Consider the following 19727-nt stretch of genomic DNA (forward strand, 5'->3'; position numbering starts at 1 on the left):
TTTACTTGCTTATTTCGGCTGAAAAATGTATATTGTTTTCAGAAGCTGCAGTGGCGTTGTGGCTTATATACTTGGGTCGATACGCTATAATTGGGAGCTTACCTATTCCGGCTGTGTGAATGCCTTTACTGGCGTACCTGATGTCGGAATGACGCGCCCACCTGAGCAGAAAAGGGTTCAGTTTATATAGGCCACAGCGCCACTGCAGTTACTAAGAACTCCTCCAGGGCCCGCTCTATCGCGGGCTCTGTTTTTTTCTCCGCCTGTTGTGGATGGGCTCTCGCGATTGCTCGTCATTAATATGAATAACTTTTAACAGATGATTAACCCACCTCTTAGATGGAGCTCGCTACGGTTTGTCGCGTCTGGCGCTACTCCTCCCTCCCCTCCCTAGTGTTTCGCGTCAGACATTAGGCTCCGGCATCTGCCGGAGCCTTTTTCGTTGCTGCTGCAAGCAATGATCGTCGCAAATAAAAGTCGGAACAGTTATTGCTCAGGTGAGAGAAACAGTCAGCATCCCTTAGCATGTATATTGGCGATGTTGAAAGAGCTTCCAGAGAATGAATCGAAGAAACTCCCTTGCAGCCACCTTTTTCCGCAAATGTTTAAGGGAAATAAACATGCAATAGATATCTATCCGGTTGATACTGAAGCAGATTATTAACGTCGAACAAGTCGCCATCTGCTGTTACACTGCCGCCTGATGATGTGTATTTGGCGATGCAGATGGGTGAACGTGATCCCGCTTCTGGCAGCTCTTTTTGTTGCTGTCTGTGGAACTGCATCTGCAGCGGAAACGGACACATTGAAGGTGCAGATGGATGAGAAGGTCATCTATTGTGCTGCCACCTTAAAAGATAGTGATGAAGTTTTTTTCCATGCCCTGAAAGATGGCATTCCCGTTGCCACCGTATGGAACGTACAGGTCGACAGACTCCGGGAGTACTGGCTGAATAAAGGTATAGCCGGCATTGTGGTAGTTCGCCGGGTGGTCCCTGATCTGTTGTCACGCAGCTGGTTACTGGAGGATCAGGCCAGTGGCATCTCCCGCCGCGTCTATACGGCTTCCGAAGTGAGCCACTTCCTTTCAAATCTTGATCATTTCCCGGTTCTGGATCGCACTCTCCTTACTGCCAATACAGTTTATCTGATGCGTGCATCAGTGGAGCTGCACACAGGTGAAATGAATGATGCCTGGTGGAATGAGTTGATGAAACCGGCATATGCCACCATGCAGCAGGAGTTTTCGCTGCCGTGAGGCGATTGGGTGTTATGCGGCTGATCCCGCTCTTGATGTCTCTAACGCTGTTGACGATTACAGTCATTCTGTGGCCAACAGCAGAGGGTGAGTCGGGCCTGCTTGCGTGGGTCAATGTCGGGCTGATGCTGATTCTATCACTGCTGCTGATTCAGTACGGTATTAAGCTTGTTCGTGAGCGACGGGAACCACCTCCGGGTTCACGTCTGCGTGCCAAACTGGTCATTGCTCTGGTAGGCATGCTGCTTATTCCGGCCATGGTTATTCAGATGGCAGCCAACCAGATGGTCGAGCGAGGCATGGATGTCTGGTTTGATGTGCGTGTGGATACCCTGCTGGATCGTGCTCTGAATCTGGCGCAGGGTTTTTATGAACGCGTTGAGATCGATATGAAGCGCAGCATGCTTAACTATATCAGCGATAGTACGCTGATTGAGGCTGCCTCGGGGAATCTGGGTTACAGTGCTGTAACCACCTATCTCTCTGGAATTCGAGGTGTTGAGGGGTGGCAGAAAGCCGAATTGTTCGATATTAATGAGCTTCTTGTTGGTGGTGTGCAGCTGGGTGAGCTCAGTGCGCTGCAGGCTGAACCATTGAGTGAATCGGCAAAACTGTCCATGCGACTGGGCAGGGTGGCGACAGAGCTTTTGACTCGCGATGGTGGAGAGGTGGCAGTGGGTTACGCCCCGATTGTTGGCCCGACCTCAGTGATTGGTCTGTTACGTGTTGAGATTCGCCTGCCTGCCGGTGTGATTCAGAATGCCCGTGCGGTCGAGTCCGATTATCGCAGCTACCGTCAACTGGAGCATAATCGCCAGAATATCCGTGAGACATTTACCCATGTGATGCTGTTTGTGACACTGCTGGTTGTACTGGTAGCGGGTCTGGTTGGTCTTCTATTTGCACGCAGGTTAACCGCGCCGGTCGGGGATCTTGCCGATGCACTCAGACGCGTCACTGAAGGGGATCTGAATGTCGTGATTTCCGAATCCTCCCAGGATGAGCTGGGTTCTCTGGCACGCTCCTTTAATACGATGGCAAATCGTCTGAAAATGAATGTGGAGGCGATTGAGCAGGCACAACAGGATCTGACCAAAGCGCTGGATAATAGTCGGCAGCGGCAATATGTACTGGAATCACTGTTGGCCAACCTGCATACAGGCGTGCTTCTGGTTGATGGTGGTGGACGGGTGCGCCTGCTTAATCAGGCGGTAAGGGAGATTCTACAGCTGCCGGATAACTGGATGCCAAGTGTCGATATTTTGCAGGCGACACAGGGAAGTCTGCACGATATTGGCGAATTTTATGATGAACTTAGCCATCAGCAGGAGGATCACCTGCAGCGGGAGTTTGATATTGAACTCTCTGAAGGGCGTAGTCTGCATGTGCTGGCGCGAGGAGCACGGCTGAGTGAGACCGGCGCCAGTGGCTTTTCGGGTTATCTGCTGGTGATTGATGATATCTCCGATCTCGCCGAGGCACAGCGTAACAAAGCCTGGGCTGAAGTGGCGCGTCGTCTGGCTCATGAGATCAAAAATCCACTGACGCCGATCAAACTCTCTGCCGAACGGCTGCAGCGCCGTTTCCGCTCCCAGGTGGATGATGAGAAGGTGTTTGATGTCTGTACCCAAGCGATCATTGCTCAGGTGGAGCGGTTGCAGCGTTTGATTGCCGACTTCTCAACACTGGCAAGAATGCCGCAGCCGAAAATCAGGCAGACAGCTGTGGCATCACTGCTGCGTGAGATGGATGAGCTGTTTAACAGTTATCGCCGCCTTGATGTAAGCCCGTGTGATGCTGATTGGAACTGCTGTTGTGATCCCGATCAGGTGCGTCAGGTGCTGATTAATCTGATGGATAATGCGCTTGCAGCAACTGAAGGTATGGATGGTAAGGTTGTTCGACTCTATGCCCGGATGAGTGAAGTGTGCATTGAGTGGCATGTTGAGGATGATGGTGAAGGCATTGAGGCCGCATCGGCATCTCAGCTATTTGAAGCTTACTACTCCACTAAGAGTAATGGTTCGGGTCTGGGGCTGGCTATCGCCAAGCGGATTGCCGAGGATCACGGTGGACGATTAAATCTGGTTTCACCTGCGAAACCAACACACTTCTGCCTGCGCTTGCCCAGGCAGGTGGAAGAGATGGAGGAATCATGACCGCACGAATCATGATTGTGGATGATGAAGAACCGATTCGCGACTCACTTCAGGGACTCTTTGAAGATGAGGGTTATCTGGTGGTTTCTGCAGCATCTGGCGAAGAGGCGATGGCCAGACTGCGTAAACAGAGCGTTGACTGTGTGTTGCTAGATATCTGGATGCCGGGTATCGATGGCCTGGAGACGCTGAGTCGTATTCATCAGGTTGATGCCAATCTGCCGGTGATTATGATGAGTGGACATGCCACGATTGATACCGCTGTACGCGCAACCCGTCAGGGTGCGTTTGATTTTGTCGAGAAACCACTCTCATTTGATCGTCTGATGATTCTCTGCCGTAACGCGGTACAGAAGCGCCGTCTGGAGCAGGAGAACAGTGACCTTAAACGGCAGGAGAAAGACCACCACAGCCGCAGAGAGTTGATCGGTCAAAGCGCAGTTATCCGCGAAGTAAAAGCCCTGATCAAAAGGGTGGCTCTCTCCGATTCGCCTGTGCTTATCGTCGGAGAACATGGCACAGGAAAAGCCGTTGCGGCTACACTTCTGCATGAGGCTTCCAAGCGCAAAGATGGCCCTTTTGTCGAGGTGAATACAGCCAGTGTTATTGTTAATCGCATGGACTCTGAGCTGTTTGGCCATGAGAAAGGTGCCTTTACCGGCGCACTGCATCCGCAACGTGGCCGTTTTGAATCGGCCAACGGTGGAACCCTCTTTTTTGATGAGGTGACCGAGCTTAGCCTAAGTGCACAGGCCAAAATTCTGCGTGTGATGCAGGAGCGGGTGGTGCAGCGCTTGGGCAATCCCACTCCGATGCCTGCCAATGTTCGCCTGATCGCTGCCAGCTCCCACGATCTGGAGCAGGTGCTCAGGGATGGGCAGTTGCGTGAGGATTTTTACTATCGTTTGAATGTCGTTTCCATTCGTATGCCATCACTGAGGGAGCGCATTGAAGATATGCCGCTACTTGTCGAAACGCTGGCAGCTGAGCAGGCTAACGAACTGGGAGGAGAGCCCGTGCGCTTCAGTTCAGAAGTACTCAGTGAATTAATGGCATACCATTGGCCGGGTAATGTCCGTGAATTGCGCAACTATATTGAGCGTTGTCATATCCTCATGCCTGGCGAAGAGATGACACGTGAAAGCATGTTGCCGCCGGATCAGTCCACTACCCAGATCTCCCACAGCACTACGGCTGCAAAGGCATCTGTCGCCATGTCCGGTGTCGAGGCCGACAGCTTTCATGAGGCACGCGAAGCCTTTGAGCGCACCTACCTTTTACAAAGTCTGGAAAAACACGAATGGAACATCAGTCGTACGGCTGCCGATATCGGCATGGAACGAAGCCAGCTACATCGCAAGATCAAAGCGTTCGGGCTCGTTCCGCCTGAGAAGGAGTCCTTATGAATGTAGTGATCCTCGGGGCAGGTGAAGTTGGCTTTCACATCGCCAGCCGTTTGGCGACAGAGGGCAATAATGTCTCTGTGGTAGATATGGATGAGGAGCGTCTTCAGGTTATCTCCGACTCCATGGATGTGAAGACGATCTGTGGTATGGCTTCTCATCCACGTATTCTTGAAGCGGCAGGTGCAGCCAATGCCGATCTTCTGATTGCTGTGACCACCAACGATGAGGTGAATATGCTCGCCTGTCAGGTGGCACACTCACTATTTAAGGTGCCCACCAAGCTGGCGCGTGTGCGCGAAGCCGATTATGCCCTGCACAGGGATCAGCTGATTGGCAGGGATGATCTGCCCATTGATGTGATCATCTCGCCAGAGGGTGAGGCCGCCAAGGTGGTGATGGGGCGTCTGAATGTATCCAGCGCACTGGATGCCCGTGAGTTTTTCGGTGGAGAGATTCAACTGGTGGAATTTGTAGTTCGCCCCAAGAGCCTGTTGGCAGGTCTCTCGTTGATGGAGTTACCTGAGGTGATGGGCGATCTCGATGTCTATGTTGTGGCCCATGAGCATAATAATCGCTGGACGGTTCCCAAAGGAAATACAGTACTACTCTCCGGCGACAGTATCTATGTCGCCGTTTCGCGTATACAGCTTGATAAGCTGATGATTAAACTTGATATGGCCTGCCACTCACCGCAAGGGCGAAATGTGATGATGGTCGGCGGTGGTCATATCGGCTTCAAGGTGGCCTCTGAGCTGGAGAAGGCTGGTGCGTTTGTTAAACTGATTGAAGCCAATGGGCCAAGGGCTGAATGGCTTTCGGATCAGTTCAGCAATGTGGTGGTGATTCATGGCGATGCACTGGATCAGAAACTGCTGGAGGAGGAGAACATCGATAAGATGGATGATTTCCTGGCCCTGACCAATGATGATGAGACCAATATCCTCAGTAGCCTGATCTCCAAACGTTATGGTGTGCCGCATGTGGTTACACTGGTAAATCGCTCGATCTATACCCAGCTTGTCCGTCAGATCGGGCTCGATGTTACCGTCTCTCCGCGCCTCTCCACGGTTGCCTCAATCCTCAGTTTTGTGCGAAAGGGGCGTATTCACGGTATGGCTTCGCTTGCTGATGGCAATCTGGAGGTGCTGGAGGCTGAAGCACTTGAGACCAGTGCTATTCTCAATAAACCGCTGAAAGAGCTGGATATGCCTGAGGACACAGTGATCGGAGCAATTCTGCGCGATGGCAAGATTATTGTCCCTAACGGCAGAGTGAAGGTAGAGACACACGACCACGTATTGATTGTGACAACGAGCGCTTCTGTTCCCGAAGTTGAGAAGCTGTTCGAAGTCCATCTCGAATTCTTTTAAGGCTGAACTGTGCATCCTAAAGGTGTAATCTGGACCATCGGTATTCTTGTTGCCCTCTACGGGGCCAGCATGATGATTCCGGCGCTGGTAGCGCTCTATTACGATGCTGGTCACGTTGTTGAGTTCCTTGAGGCCGGTGCGATCGTCATGCTTTTTGGCGCTTCGATGGCAAAATATGGGGGTGGGGCACCCAAGCAGTTAAGCCATCGCGATGGTTTTATGATTGTTGCTCTGGCATGGCTGATTCTCTCCCTGTTGGGGGCAGTGCCATTCTGGACAACAGGCACGGTATCGACCGTGGTCGATGCACTCTTTGAATCAACCTCCGGTCTGACAACCACCGGAGCAACTGTACTTTCAGGGTTGGATAATCTTCCGCGCTCCATTCTCTTCTGGCGCTCGATGCAGGAGTGGCTGGGCGGCATGGGAATCATCGTTCTGGCTGTGGCCGTGATGCCGCTGCTGGGTGTCGGTGGTATGCAGCTGTTTAAAGCGGAAACACCGGGGCCGGTGAAGGATAAGCTCACCGCGCGGGTCACTGAAACAGCCAAGCTTCTCTGGTATCTCTATCTTGGCCTGACCATTGTCTGTGGCCTCTCCTACTGGCTGGCAGGTATGACGCCATTTGATGCGATCAATCATGCCATGTGTACAGTGGCCATTGGTGGGTTCTCCACACATGATGCCAGTTTCGGTTTCTATCACGGTATTCCTCTACAGCTTGTTGCAGTCTTCTTTATGATTTTTGCCGGTATCAATTTCACCCTGCACTTTGCCGCTGCGCTGCACGGCTTCTCTCTGCGCACCTATCTGCAGGATGAGGAGTTTAAGACCTATATCCTCTGGATCTCGGTGATGTTGATCCTTATCGGCGGCATGATCGGCTGGACCGGGCAGGATGAGGTGATACATGTGATCTTCAATGTGGTCTCCATTGCCACAACGACAGGTTTTGCTGTCAGTGACTACAGCCAATGGCCACCGGGGGCGACGATGCTGCTGCTGATGACGATGTTTGTCGGAGCCTGTGCAGGTTCCACAGGTGGTGGCATGAAAGTGGTTCGGATACTGCTGCTGTTTCGCCAGGGTATGCGTGAGATCCGGCGTCTGGTGCATCCTCATGGTGTGATTCATGTCAAGATGGGCAGCCATCGCATCTCCTCCAAGGTGACCGAGGCGCTGTGGGGTTTCGCGGTCCTGTTTATCGTCTGTTATATTATTATTGCCACACTGCTGGCTTTCACCGGTGTGGATATCGTCACCTCATTTACCGCTGCAGCAGCGTGCATCACCAATACCGGCCCCGGTTTCGGTCAGGTAGGACCTGCCAGTACTTATGCCGATCTTCCCGAGATGGCCAAAAGCGTTCTTATCTTCGGCATGATTCTTGGCCGCCTTGAGATTTATACATTTTTCGTGATGTTGGTACCCGAGTTCTGGCGCGATTAAAAGTCACGGGGGTAGTTCCCATCTTTAATGAATAGAGGTTGTTATGATTGAAATTTCAGTAAAAGCAGGACATGCACACAAACAGCGTGATGATGCTGTGATTATCCCGCTACTTGACGGGCGCAAGCTGAGTGAATCGGGAAAAACACTTCAGGAAGCTACAGGCAAGAGTTTGCCATCATTTCTGCGTAAATTTGATCTGAGTGGGAAATTCGGCGAAACAGCCACCCTCTATGATATTGAGGGTACCTATAGCCAGCGCATTGTACTATTGGGGGCAGGTGATGAGAAAAAACTGACACTGCAGAAACTGCGTGGGCTGGCAGCCCGGGTAGCCCGTGAGATAGACAGGAGCGGGGCGCGTGATATCTCGCTCTATCTGCCTGAATTAGTGGTGCGTGGAACATCTGTGGCTGAACGGGTGCAGGCCATTGCCGAGGGTGTCTGGCTTGGTCTCTACAGTTTTGAGAAATACAAAAGCAAGCAGGAAGAGAATAAGCGGGCACTGCGATCAGTGACCATTATGGTCGCCTCACGCAGAGATCTGGATGATGCAACTGCTGCAGTGGCGCGGGCGCGGGCTGTAGCCGCTGGAACCAACTTTGCCCGTGACCTTGGCAATGAACCGGGTAATGTCTGTACGCCGGAATTCCTTGGTGATCAGGCGGCTTCACTAAGTCATAACAAGTTGAAAGTGACCGTGATGGATAAAAAAGCGATTCAGAAGGCGGGTTTCACTGCGCTACTGGCGGTGAATCAGGGGTCTGCCAAAGAGCCGCGTTTTATTGTGCTGGAGTACAATGGCGGTAAAAAGTCAGAGGCACCGGTTGCCCTGGTTGGTAAGGGGCTCACCTTTGATGCCGGCGGTATCTCGATCAAACCCGGTGCACAGATGGATGAGATGAAGTTTGATATGTGTGGCTCAGCTGCCGTACTGGGTATCTTCAAATCTGTAATCGAGCTGAACCTGCCCATTAATCTGCTAGGCGTTATTCCTGCAACAGAGAATCTGCTCGGATCTGCGGCCTACAAACCGGGCGATATCATTACCAGCTACAAAGGCATCACCATCGAGGTGCTCAATACCGATGCGGAAGGACGCATTATTCTCTCTGATGCACTTGCTTATGCGGCCGAGAAAAAACCGGCTGAAATTATCGATTTTGCCACACTCACCGGTGCCTGCGTCATCGCACTCGGAGGTCAGGCCTCAGGACTGCTGGGTACCGGCGAGCCACTGAAAAAGGCGCTCAAACAATCAGGCGACTATACCCATGATCGGGTTTGGGAGCTGCCGATGTTTGAGGAGTATCAGGAGCAGATTAAATCTGAGATCGCTGATATCAGGAATATTGGTGGCAGAGAGGCCGGCACCATCACTGCTGCATGTTTCCTCTCCCGTTTTGTTGATGATATTCCCTGGGCACATCTCGATATCGCCGGTACAGCATGGAATATGAAAGGGAGCGATATCTGTGCCAAAGGCGGAACCGGTGCAGGTGTTCGACTGGTGGTCGATTATCTCTCCAGAAAGGTCGCTTAACCACATCTGTACGGGTGGCTGTTGTTGCCGATAGAGAGGAATTTTTTTCCATACTGTCAGAGGATGGTTTCCATAACCTGTTGTAACTAAAGGTTATTTATTCTGGCGGCTGGCTTGCTTTTGTTTGGGTATGCAAGTTGTTTCTCACCACTCCCTTCTGCCGCCTGCCGCTTCTGCGAAAGTCAGGCCGGTAGCCTTGCAGCCTCAACCTGTTGAACGACTTGCTCCGACCAGTGCGCCTGACAAACCCTCCGGCTACTGGCAGTCGGGCAGCTTCAGCTTTGGCGATTTTATCGACATGATCAATCCGCTGCAGCATCTGCCGGTCATCTCCACGATCTATCGCAAACTGACCGGAGATGAGATGGGCGATGCGCCGCGCATGATCGGTGGCGCGGTGTTTGGCGCTGTGCTTGGCAGCTGGGTTTCAGGTCTGGTATCGGCGGTGGCCAATGTGTTTGTCTCCCATTCAACTGGCAAAGATATTCCAGAGCATGTTATGAGTGTTGCAATGCCGGTCAGTGACGAGGCAAAACCAGTTGTCAGCCAGAGCCCGGTTTTTGCGCCAACCCATGCAGGCAGTGTGCCGCCTCTTCGCAAAGCACCTGCAGAGCTTGTCGCTGCAGAAAGGCAGGCATATTCCACTCCAGCCAGTACTGTTCACAGCCACTCAACACTACAGCAGGCATCATCAGTCAGTAAGACGACTGAAACATTATCACAGCTTGAACAGGCTCAAGCCTCAGCTGCAATTGCTCACTACAGGCAACATATCGCTATCGATGATATAAAACGGGATAGCCACTACTGGGCTTAAACCCTGTCTGTTTGAGAGCAGTGTAATTTCGATTTGCCACTATTTTTCATAGCTATTAAGGTTAAACGCAAGTGCAAGGTGGCACTGTTTTTGCATATCTGTTTTATACACGCAAGTTGATGTGTATAGTGGGTTTTTCTGTCGGGAAGGCAGATTGCAGGGGATGGGGTTTTAGATGAAAGAGAGCTTGAAATAGTGATAGTTAACAGGGTTTTGACCATATTCAGTTGCCATGGCTTGATGTGCAGATGAATAACAGCGTGTTAAACTATCTGATAAGGATGAAGTTCGGGCTGCTGTTTGTGCCTGTTCTTATTTTGACGCCGTTGCTGTTTGCATCTGCGCCAGCCTATGCTCTGGGCCTGGGCACCTTGACCCTGAATAGCCATCTCAATGAGAAACTGGATGCCACTGTACCACTGCTTCTTACAGGTAGTGAAACGATGAAGAAGGTGAGCGTTGAACTCGCATCACCTGGCGAATATCGCCAGATGGGCTTGCCATGGAATGGTTTTCTGAAACTGGTTCGTGTTGAAATCCACAACCGCATGTCAGGCGCACCCTATGTCAAACTGGTCTCTCCGCTGGCGGTAAATGCGCCGCTGCTATCGTTGGTATTAAAAACGAGCAAAGAGGGGCGCGGTACCTATTTCAGACATTATCAGGTTTTCCTCGATCCGAATGAGATGCCTGCTCTGTATGACAAAAAACCAGAGGTCATAGCGATCAACAATGCCAGTGACACGCCATCGGTGAATATTGATAACGCTGGTGACTGGGCACGCATCTGGCGTTATGGACCAGTCAAGGCGGGTGATAGCCTGAGTGAAGTTGCCTACCGCCTGCGCAAGGACAAACGATTCAGCAACAAGCAGGTGATGATGGCACTGTACGAGGGCAATCCCGAGAGTTTTGCCAATGGTGATATTAATCATCTGAAGAAGGGAGCCTGGTTACAGGTGCCCAAAGGTGAGGTGGTGACCAGTTACGGCTCCACCGTTTCAATGCAGAAGCTTAGCCGTCTGCTGGCCAGTGCATCCACATCGGGCACGGCGACAACAACTGAGGTCAAACCTGCTGCACCGTCAGCATCAACAGACGAGGAGTTGCAGTACAGTGGCAATATCACCCTGAATAAAGCATCAGGAACAGCTACCACAACGCAAACTGCGGATCTTGCATCGCTGCAGAAGCTAGATTCGATTCATGAAGAGGTGATGTCGGGCAAATTGCAGATGAGTGATCTGAGTAATACGGTTGCCAATCTTGGCAAATCTGTAACGGGGATTGAGAAGGAGATGAAAGTGCTGAAGGCCGATGTCATCATGCTCAAGGCCAAAGCAGAGGCATCATCTTCCTCAGAGGATTTCAATTACTGGATGGCCGGCTTCTTTGTGGTTCTGATTGCTTTTGGTATTGCAGTGATAAGTCTGCTGAATCGTCGTCAGGTCAAAGGCGCCTGGGAGAAACCGGCGGAAGCCGCAGCTGCACCTGCCGCAAGCAGTGCGGTGACAAAAAAAGAGGTGGTTGAGGTTAAAGAGGAGAAGGTCCCTGAGCTGAAACCTGAAGTGAAACCCAAAGTGCCGGAAACACTAACACTGGAACCAGCTGCCCCTGCTGAGGCGAGCATGGAAAGTGAGTCTACTGCGGAAGTTGAGCCTTCTCCGGAAGTGACGCTTGAGAATGAGACACTGGCCAACAAGATTGAGGAGAGCCTTGGCCATTGTGATTATGAAAAAGCAGAGCAGATGTTGCAGGCCGGTGAGCGGCAATATCCCGACTCATTGCGACTGGCAGCGCTGAAAGCACAGCTCTACCATGAAACCGAACGTGAAGAGTTACGGAATGAGCTGATCAACAGCATCAGTGAATCCTCTGACAAAAAGCGCTGGGAGGAGTTCTGTAAGGTTCTGCCCAGCCATGTCTGGAACGCCTGCTTTGGTGATGGTGAGGGGATTCAATAATGAGTACTCTCAATAGCCGCTACCAGGCGGTAATCATTAATCTGATGGACGGGAAACATCTGGACGGTTATCTGCTCGGCTTCTCTCCGATCATGAATAAACTGCATTTCATCGAAATCAACGCATCCGGCGAAGAGGTGCCCAGCAAGCTGAATGTGAAACAGATCGTCTATATCGGCATGAAACATTCGCCCGATGCCACTGTAGAGCACCCCTCAAAACTGCAGCATATGGATGAGTTGAAAATTGTTACGGTAAATTCTGAGCCATTCAGGGTGCTTGTGCAGCCGGCCATGTCACATGCACCCGGTTTCTTTGCCATCGGTAAAGATGATGACTTCCCATTTGAGCGCATCTTCTTCTATCACCACGGCATCCGTTTGCAGGAAAAACCGGAGCGACTCGGTGATATTCTGGTCGATCAGGAGATCATCTCAGCCGAAGATATCGAGCAGGCCATTGAGCAGCAGATGCAGTCGATGGTTCCCATTGGCAATATTCTTAAAGAGCAGGGTAAACTTAAAGATACGGATCTCGATTTGGCGTTGGCAATGCAGCAGACCCACGAGATGAAGCTTGGTGATCTGCTTGTCGATCAGGCTCTGGTGACCAACGAAGATATTGAACAGGCGCTGGTAGAGCAGGCAGAGACCAAGAAAGGTGGCGAAGAGGAGAAGCCTCTCGGTCATATTCTGATGAGTAAGGGCAAGGTGAAGGATTCCGATATTAATTCGGCCCTGCAAGTTCAGAACCGGCGCAAAATGCGTCTGGGTGAGCTACTGATTGAAGCTGGCCTGATTGACGACAATGATCTGCAGTATGCACTGGAAGAGCAGAAGGTGCGTGGTCAGCGCATTGGTGAGATTCTGCTCAGCTCCGAGGTGATTACTGAAGATCAGCTGCTCTCTGCACTGGCCAAGAAGTTCCGGTTGCCGACCCTTGATCTGGATGAGTATGAAATCAATCCGATGGCCAGCGTTGAGATTGGCCGTGAAATTATTGAGCGCTATCAGATTGTACCGATCGACTCTGATCGCCACTCCCTGACCATTGCCCTCTCAGATCCGATGGGACTTGAGGCTTATGATGGCATCTCCTTTAAAACCGGTAAAAAGGTACATGAGGTGCTGGTCAAAACAACACAGCTGAAGTCACATCTGGAGAAGCTTCTGCAGGAGGAGATCATCGAAGAGGATCTCTCCTGTGAATTCCTGCAAAAGGAGGATATGGAGGAGGACGAGCCGTTTAATGAGCTGGAGATGACCCAGTCGGCTGAAGACAAACCGATTGTCCGACTGGTGAACCGCCTTATTCGTAACGGTCTGCGCAAAAAAGCATCCGATATCCATATTCTTCCACAGGCTAAAAAGATTACGCTGGCCTATCGCCAGAATGGTGAATTGATTGCAGAGAGTGCCCTGGATAAAAGTCTGCATCGCCAGATATCTGCCCGTATCAAGATTCTCTCCGGTATGGATATCTCCGAGCAGCGCCTGCCTCAGGATGGCCGTCTTATCTTAAGAGAGGGTAAACATACCTATGAGTTCCGTGTCTCCTGCATCCCAAATACCTTTGGTGAATCACTGGTGCTGCGTGTCCTGAGTAAGGAAGCGGCTGTGGATCTCGATACGCTGGGTCTGCGTGAAGATGATATGAAACAGTTGTCGGTGATGGCCCGCAAGCCGTTCGGACTGATTCTGGTGACCGGTCCCACAGGTTCGGGTAAATCCACCACACTGTTTGCTGTGCTCAACTCCATTGCGCATCTGCCTGCTCATATTCTTACCATTGAGGATCCTGTGGAGTCGGAGATTCCCGGCGCTAACCAGATTCAGGTGCATCAGAAGATCGGTATGACCTTCGCCCGCATTCTGCGCAACGTGCTGCGACACGATCCCGATATCATCATGATTGGTGAGATGCGTGATTCAGAGACTGCTGAGATCGGTATTGAAGCCGCACTTACCGGTCATTTGATGCTCTCCACGCTGCATACCAACTCTGCAGTGGATACCATTATTCGTCTCAATGATCTGGGTATCCCCAACTATCTGATTGCACCGGCACTGCTGGGCATTATCAGTCAGAACCTATTGAAGAAACTCTGCCCTGATTGTCGTCGTGAAATTGATCAGAGTGACCCATCTTTCACCATGATTCGTGACCTTGGACTGGAGGTTCCGGAACACCTCTATGAGAAGGTGGGCTGTGATAAGTGCAATGATAGTGGTTATGTGGGTCGATTGATGCTCTACGAGTTCCTCGTGGTGAACGACAAGATTCGTGAGGCTATTCATGAAGGTAAAACCGGTGGCGAGCTGCAGAAGATCGCCGTTGCAAATGGTCTGCAACCGAAATCACTGCATGCTCTGAAGATGGCAGCCGATGGCGACATTGATCATCACGACTTTATCTATTCACTGGTATAAGTCGGTTCTCTCTTTTTTGCAGTTCTGGAATCGGTAACTATAGATGAGTAGTGTCATCCCCATGCCGGATGCTGCTAATGCTTACCCTCTTTTTCGCCTGATCAATGATGCCCATTCACCCTTGGGTGATATTTTTTTTGGCATTGTCACAGGTCTCGGTGACGGGTTGATTATCTCGCTGCTCTGTTCACTGTTGATTCTGTTTCACATGCGTGCAGGCATTGCTTCGCTTGGCGCATTTATTATCTCAGGGTTGGTTGCCCAGATGCTTAAACGGGCATTTGATATGCCGCGGCCACCTGTAGTGCTCGATAATGTGCATGTGCTGGGTCATAGCCTCTCGTCGCATAGTTTCCCATCCGGCCATGCAACGTCCGATGGTGTCATGGTGTTGCTGGCATTTATCATCTGGTCCCGTGCTGACTGGCGAAGCTGGAGCGTTGCGACACTGTTTGTTCTGGCAGCTGTTGGCCGGATTTATGTCGGTGTACATTTCCCCGTTGACGTGGCGGCAGGGCTTTTCATCGGTATGGTAACGATGTGGTTGTGCTGGAGGTGGAGTGCAAGGCTGCCTGTGGATGCATGGCTGCAATCTGCCTGGTCCTGGAAAATTCCAGCACTTATTGTGGTTGCGCAGGCCGCTGTACTTGGCCTTGGTTATCATGTGCAGCCTGCAACGGCTCAACCACTGGCTCTTATTCTGCCACTACTGTCGTTATTGCTGCTGGCACAGGTATGTAAACAGAGGTTAGCGCATGAGTGATGAGATGAAAGTCCATTTTGAACTGCTCGACAAAGCTGATCGTGTCGAGGGTATTGCACGCCTTCTGCTCAGACGTGGCCGCTTAACGCCGCATCTTCTGGTGCTCTGTCCGGATGCCGGTTTTGCCGCCCAGCTGCATGAGCGGTTGTGGACAGTACATCCCGAATCTTTTCTGGCCAACGGCATTGCCGGTGCAGATAGCACTGCCAACGCCATGCAGCCGATTCTGCTGGCTACCGAGACTGTCCGTGACAACGGGCCTGAGGTGCTGGTCAATGGATGCCTTGAGGTGCCACCGGATATCTCCGGCTTTGCCCATCTCGTCGATTTCGTTGATGGCTGGGATGAGTCACTCAAGCAAGCTGCTCGTGAGCGTTTCCGCACCTATCGTCAGATGGGACTTGATCCGAAATATCTGGGTAACAAGTCATGAGTAGTCTGAATCACGACGAAAACCGCAGACAGTTTTACCGTCATCCGGTAGATGTGCCGATTCAGGTCTATCCGCAGAGTGAGTTGGCTGAGAGTGCGCCGATGAGTGATCTCAGTGAAGGCGGTCTTGCCTTCCATACCAATGTGTTTATTGAGCGCGGTAAGGTGTTGCGGATCAGAATCCCTTATGTTGATCCGGCCTTTGATGCGAAATGTGTGGTGCGCTGGCAGCGGGTATTCGGTGACGGTGATGGCTTTGAGATCGGCGTGATGTTTCTTGATGAAGAGACCGCATTCCGCATCAAGATGGTGCAGCAGGTGTGCCATATCAAAAACTATCAGAAACAACAGAGTGAGCAGGGTCGTGAACTTGCATTCGGGGATGCAGCCAATGAGTGGATTACAGAACACGCTGCAGATTTTAAACCTACAGATGCACCTGAATGAAACACTTTACTGCTGAAACGTTCACTTTTCTTGAAGAGCTGGCTGAGAACAACAATCGCGACTGGTTTGCTGCCAATAAAGTGCGCTACGAGGATCTGGTGCGCACTCCGGCACTGCATTTTATTGAGGCAGTAGGGGAGCGGTTGCCTGGTATTTCACCGCACTTCAGAGCCGATGCCCGCAAGATGGGTGGCTCGCTGATGCGAGTCTATCGCGATAGCCGTTTCTCCAAAGATAAAACACCCTATAAGACCAATGTCGGTATCCAGTTTCGCCATGAAGCGGGCAAGGATGTGCATGCGCCGGGTTACTATCTTCACATTAGTGCTGCCGAATGTTTTGTCGGTGTCGGCACCTGGCATCCACCATCCGATGCGCTATATAAAATCCGTGACCTGATGGCCAATGATCCCGATCTCTGGCTTGCTGCCCGTGACGATCCCCAGTTCAGCCGCTGGTTCCGACTGGCAGGTGATAGCCTGAAAACCGCACCGCGCGGTTTTGATAAAACCCATCCGGTAATTGATGATATCAAACGCAAAGATTTTATCGGCCTTAGTGACATCGCACCAGCCCTGATCGAACAGGAAGAGCTGGCCGAAATCGCCTGCGACTACTTCAAAGCTGGCCACTCGCTCATGCAGTTTCTCTGCAGTGCCCAGCGGGTTCCGTTCTAAACTGACATTCACTGGTTGCCCGTCTGCGGGTTGGACGTAGGATGGCGGACCAATTTGTAACAAGTATCGAGGATTACCCCCATGAGCCAGCACGAGCTTGCTAAAATTTATGACCCCCAAGCGGTTGAACCTGCCATCAATGAACAGTGGTTGAGTTCAGACGCATTCCGTCCGAAAGCCGCCAGCGGGGACAAATCCGATGATGCATATTGTATCGTCATTCCGCCGCCGAATGTGACCGGTAAGCTACACATGGGCCATGCCTTCACCTTTACCATTCAGGATATGCTGATCCGCTGGCAGCGCATGAAGGGTAAATCGGTGCTCTGGCAGCCGGGTACAGATCATGCCGGTATCGCAACGCAGATGGTGGTTGAGCGTATTCTCGATAAAGAGGGCGTACACCGCCGTGACCTTGGTCGTGAGCGTTTCCTTGATCGTGTCTGGGAGTGGAAAGAGCACTCCGGCGGTACCATTGTTTCGCAGCTCAAACGGATTGGCGCATCCTGCGACTGGAGTCGTGAGCGTTTTACGCTCGATGAAGGACTCTCCAATTCAGTTCGTGAAGTCTTTGTCCGTCTCTATGAAGAAGGTCTGATCTATCGCGGTAAACGTCTGGTGAACTGGGATCCGGTTCTGGAGACAGCTGTATCCGATCTGGAAGTTGAACATGATGAGGAGCAGGGGCACTTCTGGCATATCCAGTATCCCATTGCTGGGAACAATCCTGATGATCCGATTCAACATGTGATTGTTGCAACGACTCGTCCTGAAACCATGCTGGGTGATGGTGCTGTTGCAGTTCACCCTTCTGATGAGCGCTACAGAGATCTGATCGGTAAAGAGCTGATCCTGCCACTGTGCAATCGTACGATTCCGGTGATTGCCGATGAGTATGTTGATCCCGAATTCGGTACAGGCTGTGTGAAGATCACACCGGCGCATGATTTTAACGATTATGATGTTGGTAAACGTCATGATCTGCCGCTGCTCAATATCTTTACCAATCGTGCCCATATCGCCGAGGAGGAGTGGATTCCTGAGCAGTATCATGGTCTTGATCGTTATGAAGCGCGTGAGCGCATGGTGGCTGATCTGGAAGCTGAAGGGTTGCTCTACAAGGTTGAAGATCATATGCACAAGGTGGGTCGTGGTGACCGTTCACATGCAGTGATCGAGCCATATCTAACCGATCAGTGGTACGTAGATATCAAGCCATTGGCTGAACCTGCCATCAAAGCAGTGGAAGATGGCGACATCAAATTTGTACCGCAACACTGGGAGAAGACCTACTTCGAGTGGATGCGCAATATTCAGGACTGGTGCATCTCCCGTCAGCTCTGGTGGGGGCATCGGATTCCTGCCTGGTATTGTGAAGATTGCGACCATATCACCGTGAGTCGCGAAACAGCTGAGTGCTGTGGTGGCTGTGGCTCGAAAAACATCCGTCAGGATGAGGATGTGCTTGATACGTGGTTCTCCTCCGGCCTGTGGCCATTCTCAACGCTTGGCTGGCCTGAGAACACAGAGGAGATGGAGAAGTTCTACTCCACCAATGTATTGGTGACCGGTTTTGATATTATCTTCTTCTGGGTTGCCCGCATGATCATGATGGGCATGAAGTTCACCGGTAAGGTTCCCTTTAAAGATATCTATATCCATGCGCTGATTCGTGATGCGCAGGGTCAGAAGATGTCCAAGTCCAAGGGTAATGCGATTGATCCGCTGGAGATCATTGGCGATTACGGTGCCGATGCACTGCGTTTCACACTGGCGCATATGGCAACACCGGGTCGTGATGTGAAGCTGGATATCAAACGTATTGAATCCAACCGTAACTTCATGAACAAGATCTGGAATGCTGCACGTTTTGTCTTTATGAATCGCGGAGATGCCAAACCGGATGCCTCGATTCAACCGACTCAGGATGTGAATCGCTGGATTCTCAGTGAGTTGAATAGTTGCAGTACTGATGTTGAGCAGGCACTGACCGATTACCGCTTTAATGAGGCGGCTGGTACCCTGTATAACTTCATCTGGGGTAGCTACTGCGATTGGTATGTGGAGGCGGCCAAGGTGGCGCTCTATGGTGATGATGAAGCTGCAAAAGCTGAAACCCAGATCGTTATGCTGACAGCACTCGATGGCTGGTTGCGTCTGCTGCATCCAATCTGTCCGTTTATTACCGAAACCCTGTTCCAGGAGCTGCATGGTGCTGATGCGCGACTGGTGACCGATGATTGGGCGCAGAGTTATGCCTCTGATGATCAGGCTGTAAGGCGTATGAATCGTGTCATGGAGGTGGTCTCTGCGATCCGTTCTGTGCGTGGTGAGATGAACGTGAATCCGGGCAAACGCATTGCTGCGATTATCGCCTGCAGTGCTGAAGTTCAGGCTGATCTTGAGGCTGAGCAGAAGCTGCTGATCTCGCTGGCTAAGCTGGAGTCGCTGGCATGGCAGGATGCTGACACAGAGGTCGATGGTGCTGCTGTTGCACCACTGGCAGAAGCGAAGGTCTATCTACCTTTGGCAGGGCTGATCAATGTTGAAGAGGAGACGGCTCGCCTTAACAAAAACATCGCCAAGCTTGAAAAAGATATCAACATGAATGAAGGCAAGCTGGCCAATCCGAAGTTCTGTGGCAGTGCTCCGGAAGCAGTGGTGGCTAAGGTGAGAACGGATCTTGATGAAGCCAAAGCCAAACGTGAAGAGATGATGGGTGCGATCAAGCGGTTGAGTCGTCTGTAATAACTGTCCTCATTTCAATATTAAAAGAGGAGGCTTCGGCCTCCTTTTTTTGTTCGGATGATCTGTGTTTGGTGCTGCTTTTGTATCGTCTTTCTGAGAGCGCCGAAACCCAGAGAGGGAATGAATTTCCCTTTTTATGAGCTAAGTGACATTTCGTGTTGGTCGAGTTTTTCGATATCCCTTGTCCTGATTGGGTTTGCGGGCGAAATAAGCCATAATTAGACAAGGTGTTAGTCTAATCGCATGAAAAAAACTCTGTTCAATA

14 protein-coding genes and 1 other RNA gene are annotated in these 19727 nt (G+C 51.3%); all 15 read left to right on the forward strand.

The window, feature by feature from the left end; translation table 11 throughout:
• Positions 1–39: 39 nt before the first annotated feature.
• A non-coding RNA gene (gene ssrS, locus F3F96_RS12205) (6S RNA) lies at positions 40–215 on the forward strand.
• 521 nt (positions 216–736) lie between these two features.
• Positions 737–1258: a DUF4390 domain-containing protein gene (locus tag F3F96_RS12210; RefSeq protein WP_370465549.1), complete on the forward strand. Its 522-nt coding sequence runs from the start codon at positions 737–739 to the stop codon at positions 1256–1258.
• Between the two features lie 14 nt (positions 1259–1272).
• Positions 1273–3417: an ATP-binding protein gene (locus tag F3F96_RS12215; RefSeq protein WP_176963554.1), complete on the forward strand. Its 2145-nt coding sequence runs from the start codon at positions 1273–1275 to the stop codon at positions 3415–3417.
• The gene (locus F3F96_RS12220) at positions 3414–4823 is read left to right on the forward strand and encodes a sigma-54 dependent transcriptional regulator (RefSeq protein ID WP_176963555.1); all 1410 of its coding nucleotides are present in this window, start codon (positions 3414–3416) and stop codon (positions 4821–4823) included. The genes F3F96_RS12215 and F3F96_RS12220 overlap by 4 nt, the downstream gene beginning before the upstream one ends.
• Complete coding sequence (gene trkA, locus F3F96_RS12225) at positions 4820–6193, forward strand: Trk system potassium transporter TrkA (RefSeq protein WP_176963556.1); 1374 nt, start codon at positions 4820–4822, stop codon at positions 6191–6193. The genes F3F96_RS12220 and trkA overlap by 4 nt, the downstream gene beginning before the upstream one ends.
• A 9-nt stretch (positions 6194–6202) precedes the next feature.
• On the forward strand, positions 6203–7642 hold the full coding sequence (locus tag F3F96_RS12230) for a TrkH family potassium uptake protein (RefSeq protein ID WP_370465550.1): 1440 nt from the start codon (positions 6203–6205) through the stop codon (positions 7640–7642).
• A 43-nt stretch (positions 7643–7685) separates the two neighbouring features.
• A complete protein-coding gene (locus tag F3F96_RS12235) occupies positions 7686–9185 on the forward strand; it encodes a leucyl aminopeptidase (protein WP_176963557.1) in 1500 nt (499 codons plus the stop codon).
• 130 nt (positions 9186–9315) lie between these two features.
• Positions 9316–10002 carry a hypothetical protein gene (locus F3F96_RS12240; RefSeq protein ID WP_176963558.1) on the forward strand — a complete coding sequence of 229 codons (687 nt, stop codon included), beginning with the start codon at positions 9316–9318 and terminating at the stop codon, positions 10000–10002.
• 248 nt (positions 10003–10250) lie between these two features.
• A complete protein-coding gene (locus F3F96_RS12245; RefSeq protein WP_176963559.1) occupies positions 10251–11966 on the forward strand; it encodes a FimV family protein in 1716 nt (571 codons plus the stop codon).
• Positions 11966–14395 (forward strand): type II/IV secretion system protein, encoded by a 2430-nt coding sequence (locus tag F3F96_RS12250; protein ID WP_176963560.1) that lies wholly within the window; start codon positions 11966–11968, stop codon positions 14393–14395. The genes F3F96_RS12245 and F3F96_RS12250 overlap by 1 nt, the downstream gene beginning before the upstream one ends.
• A 43-nt stretch (positions 14396–14438) precedes the next feature.
• Positions 14439–15158, forward strand: a complete 720-nt coding sequence (locus F3F96_RS12255; RefSeq protein ID WP_241697830.1) for a phosphatase PAP2 family protein — start codon at positions 14439–14441, stop codon at positions 15156–15158.
• On the forward strand, positions 15151–15591 hold the full coding sequence (locus tag F3F96_RS12260; protein WP_176963561.1) for a DNA polymerase III subunit chi: 441 nt from the start codon (positions 15151–15153) through the stop codon (positions 15589–15591). Before F3F96_RS12255 ends, F3F96_RS12260 begins: the two co-directional genes overlap by 8 nt.
• The gene (locus tag F3F96_RS12265) at positions 15588–16037 is read left to right on the forward strand and encodes a PilZ domain-containing protein (protein WP_176963562.1); all 450 of its coding nucleotides are present in this window, start codon (positions 15588–15590) and stop codon (positions 16035–16037) included. Before F3F96_RS12260 ends, F3F96_RS12265 begins: the two co-directional genes overlap by 4 nt.
• Complete coding sequence (locus F3F96_RS12270; protein WP_176963563.1) at positions 16034–16714, forward strand: DUF2461 domain-containing protein; 681 nt, start codon at positions 16034–16036, stop codon at positions 16712–16714. Before F3F96_RS12265 ends, F3F96_RS12270 begins: the two co-directional genes overlap by 4 nt.
• An 81-nt stretch (positions 16715–16795) precedes the next feature.
• The gene (locus F3F96_RS12275; RefSeq protein WP_176963564.1) at positions 16796–19462 is read left to right on the forward strand and encodes a valine--tRNA ligase; all 2667 of its coding nucleotides are present in this window, start codon (positions 16796–16798) and stop codon (positions 19460–19462) included.
• Positions 19463–19727 lie beyond the last annotated feature (265 nt).

It is taken from the genome of Mariprofundus sp. NF, assembly GCF_013387455.1.
GTDB lineage: Bacteria > Pseudomonadota > Zetaproteobacteria > Mariprofundales > Mariprofundaceae > Mariprofundus.

Excerpts from the sequence above, each read along its gene's own strand:
- F3F96_RS12215 (WP_176963554.1), top strand. The coding sequence starts at position 1,273 with ATGCGGCTGATCCCGCTCTTGATGTCTCTAACGCTGTTGACGATTACA.
- F3F96_RS12220 (WP_176963555.1), top strand. The coding sequence starts at position 3,414 with ATGACCGCACGAATCATGATTGTGGATGATGAAGAACCGATTCGCGAC.
- trkA (WP_176963556.1), top strand. The coding sequence starts at position 4,820 with ATGAATGTAGTGATCCTCGGGGCAGGTGAAGTTGGCTTTCACATCGCC.
- F3F96_RS12235 (WP_176963557.1), top strand. The coding sequence starts at position 7,686 with ATGATTGAAATTTCAGTAAAAGCAGGACATGCACACAAACAGCGTGAT.
- F3F96_RS12240 (WP_176963558.1), top strand. The coding sequence starts at position 9,316 with ATGCAAGTTGTTTCTCACCACTCCCTTCTGCCGCCTGCCGCTTCTGCG.
- F3F96_RS12245 (WP_176963559.1), top strand. The coding sequence starts at position 10,251 with ATGAATAACAGCGTGTTAAACTATCTGATAAGGATGAAGTTCGGGCTG.
- F3F96_RS12250 (WP_176963560.1), top strand. The coding sequence starts at position 11,966 with ATGAGTACTCTCAATAGCCGCTACCAGGCGGTAATCATTAATCTGATG.
- F3F96_RS12255 (WP_241697830.1), top strand. The coding sequence starts at position 14,439 with ATGAGTAGTGTCATCCCCATGCCGGATGCTGCTAATGCTTACCCTCTT.
- F3F96_RS12260 (WP_176963561.1), top strand. The coding sequence starts at position 15,151 with ATGAGTGATGAGATGAAAGTCCATTTTGAACTGCTCGACAAAGCTGAT.
- F3F96_RS12265 (WP_176963562.1), top strand. The coding sequence starts at position 15,588 with ATGAGTAGTCTGAATCACGACGAAAACCGCAGACAGTTTTACCGTCAT.
- F3F96_RS12270 (WP_176963563.1), top strand. The coding sequence starts at position 16,034 with ATGAAACACTTTACTGCTGAAACGTTCACTTTTCTTGAAGAGCTGGCT.
- F3F96_RS12275 (WP_176963564.1), top strand. The coding sequence starts at position 16,796 with ATGAGCCAGCACGAGCTTGCTAAAATTTATGACCCCCAAGCGGTTGAA.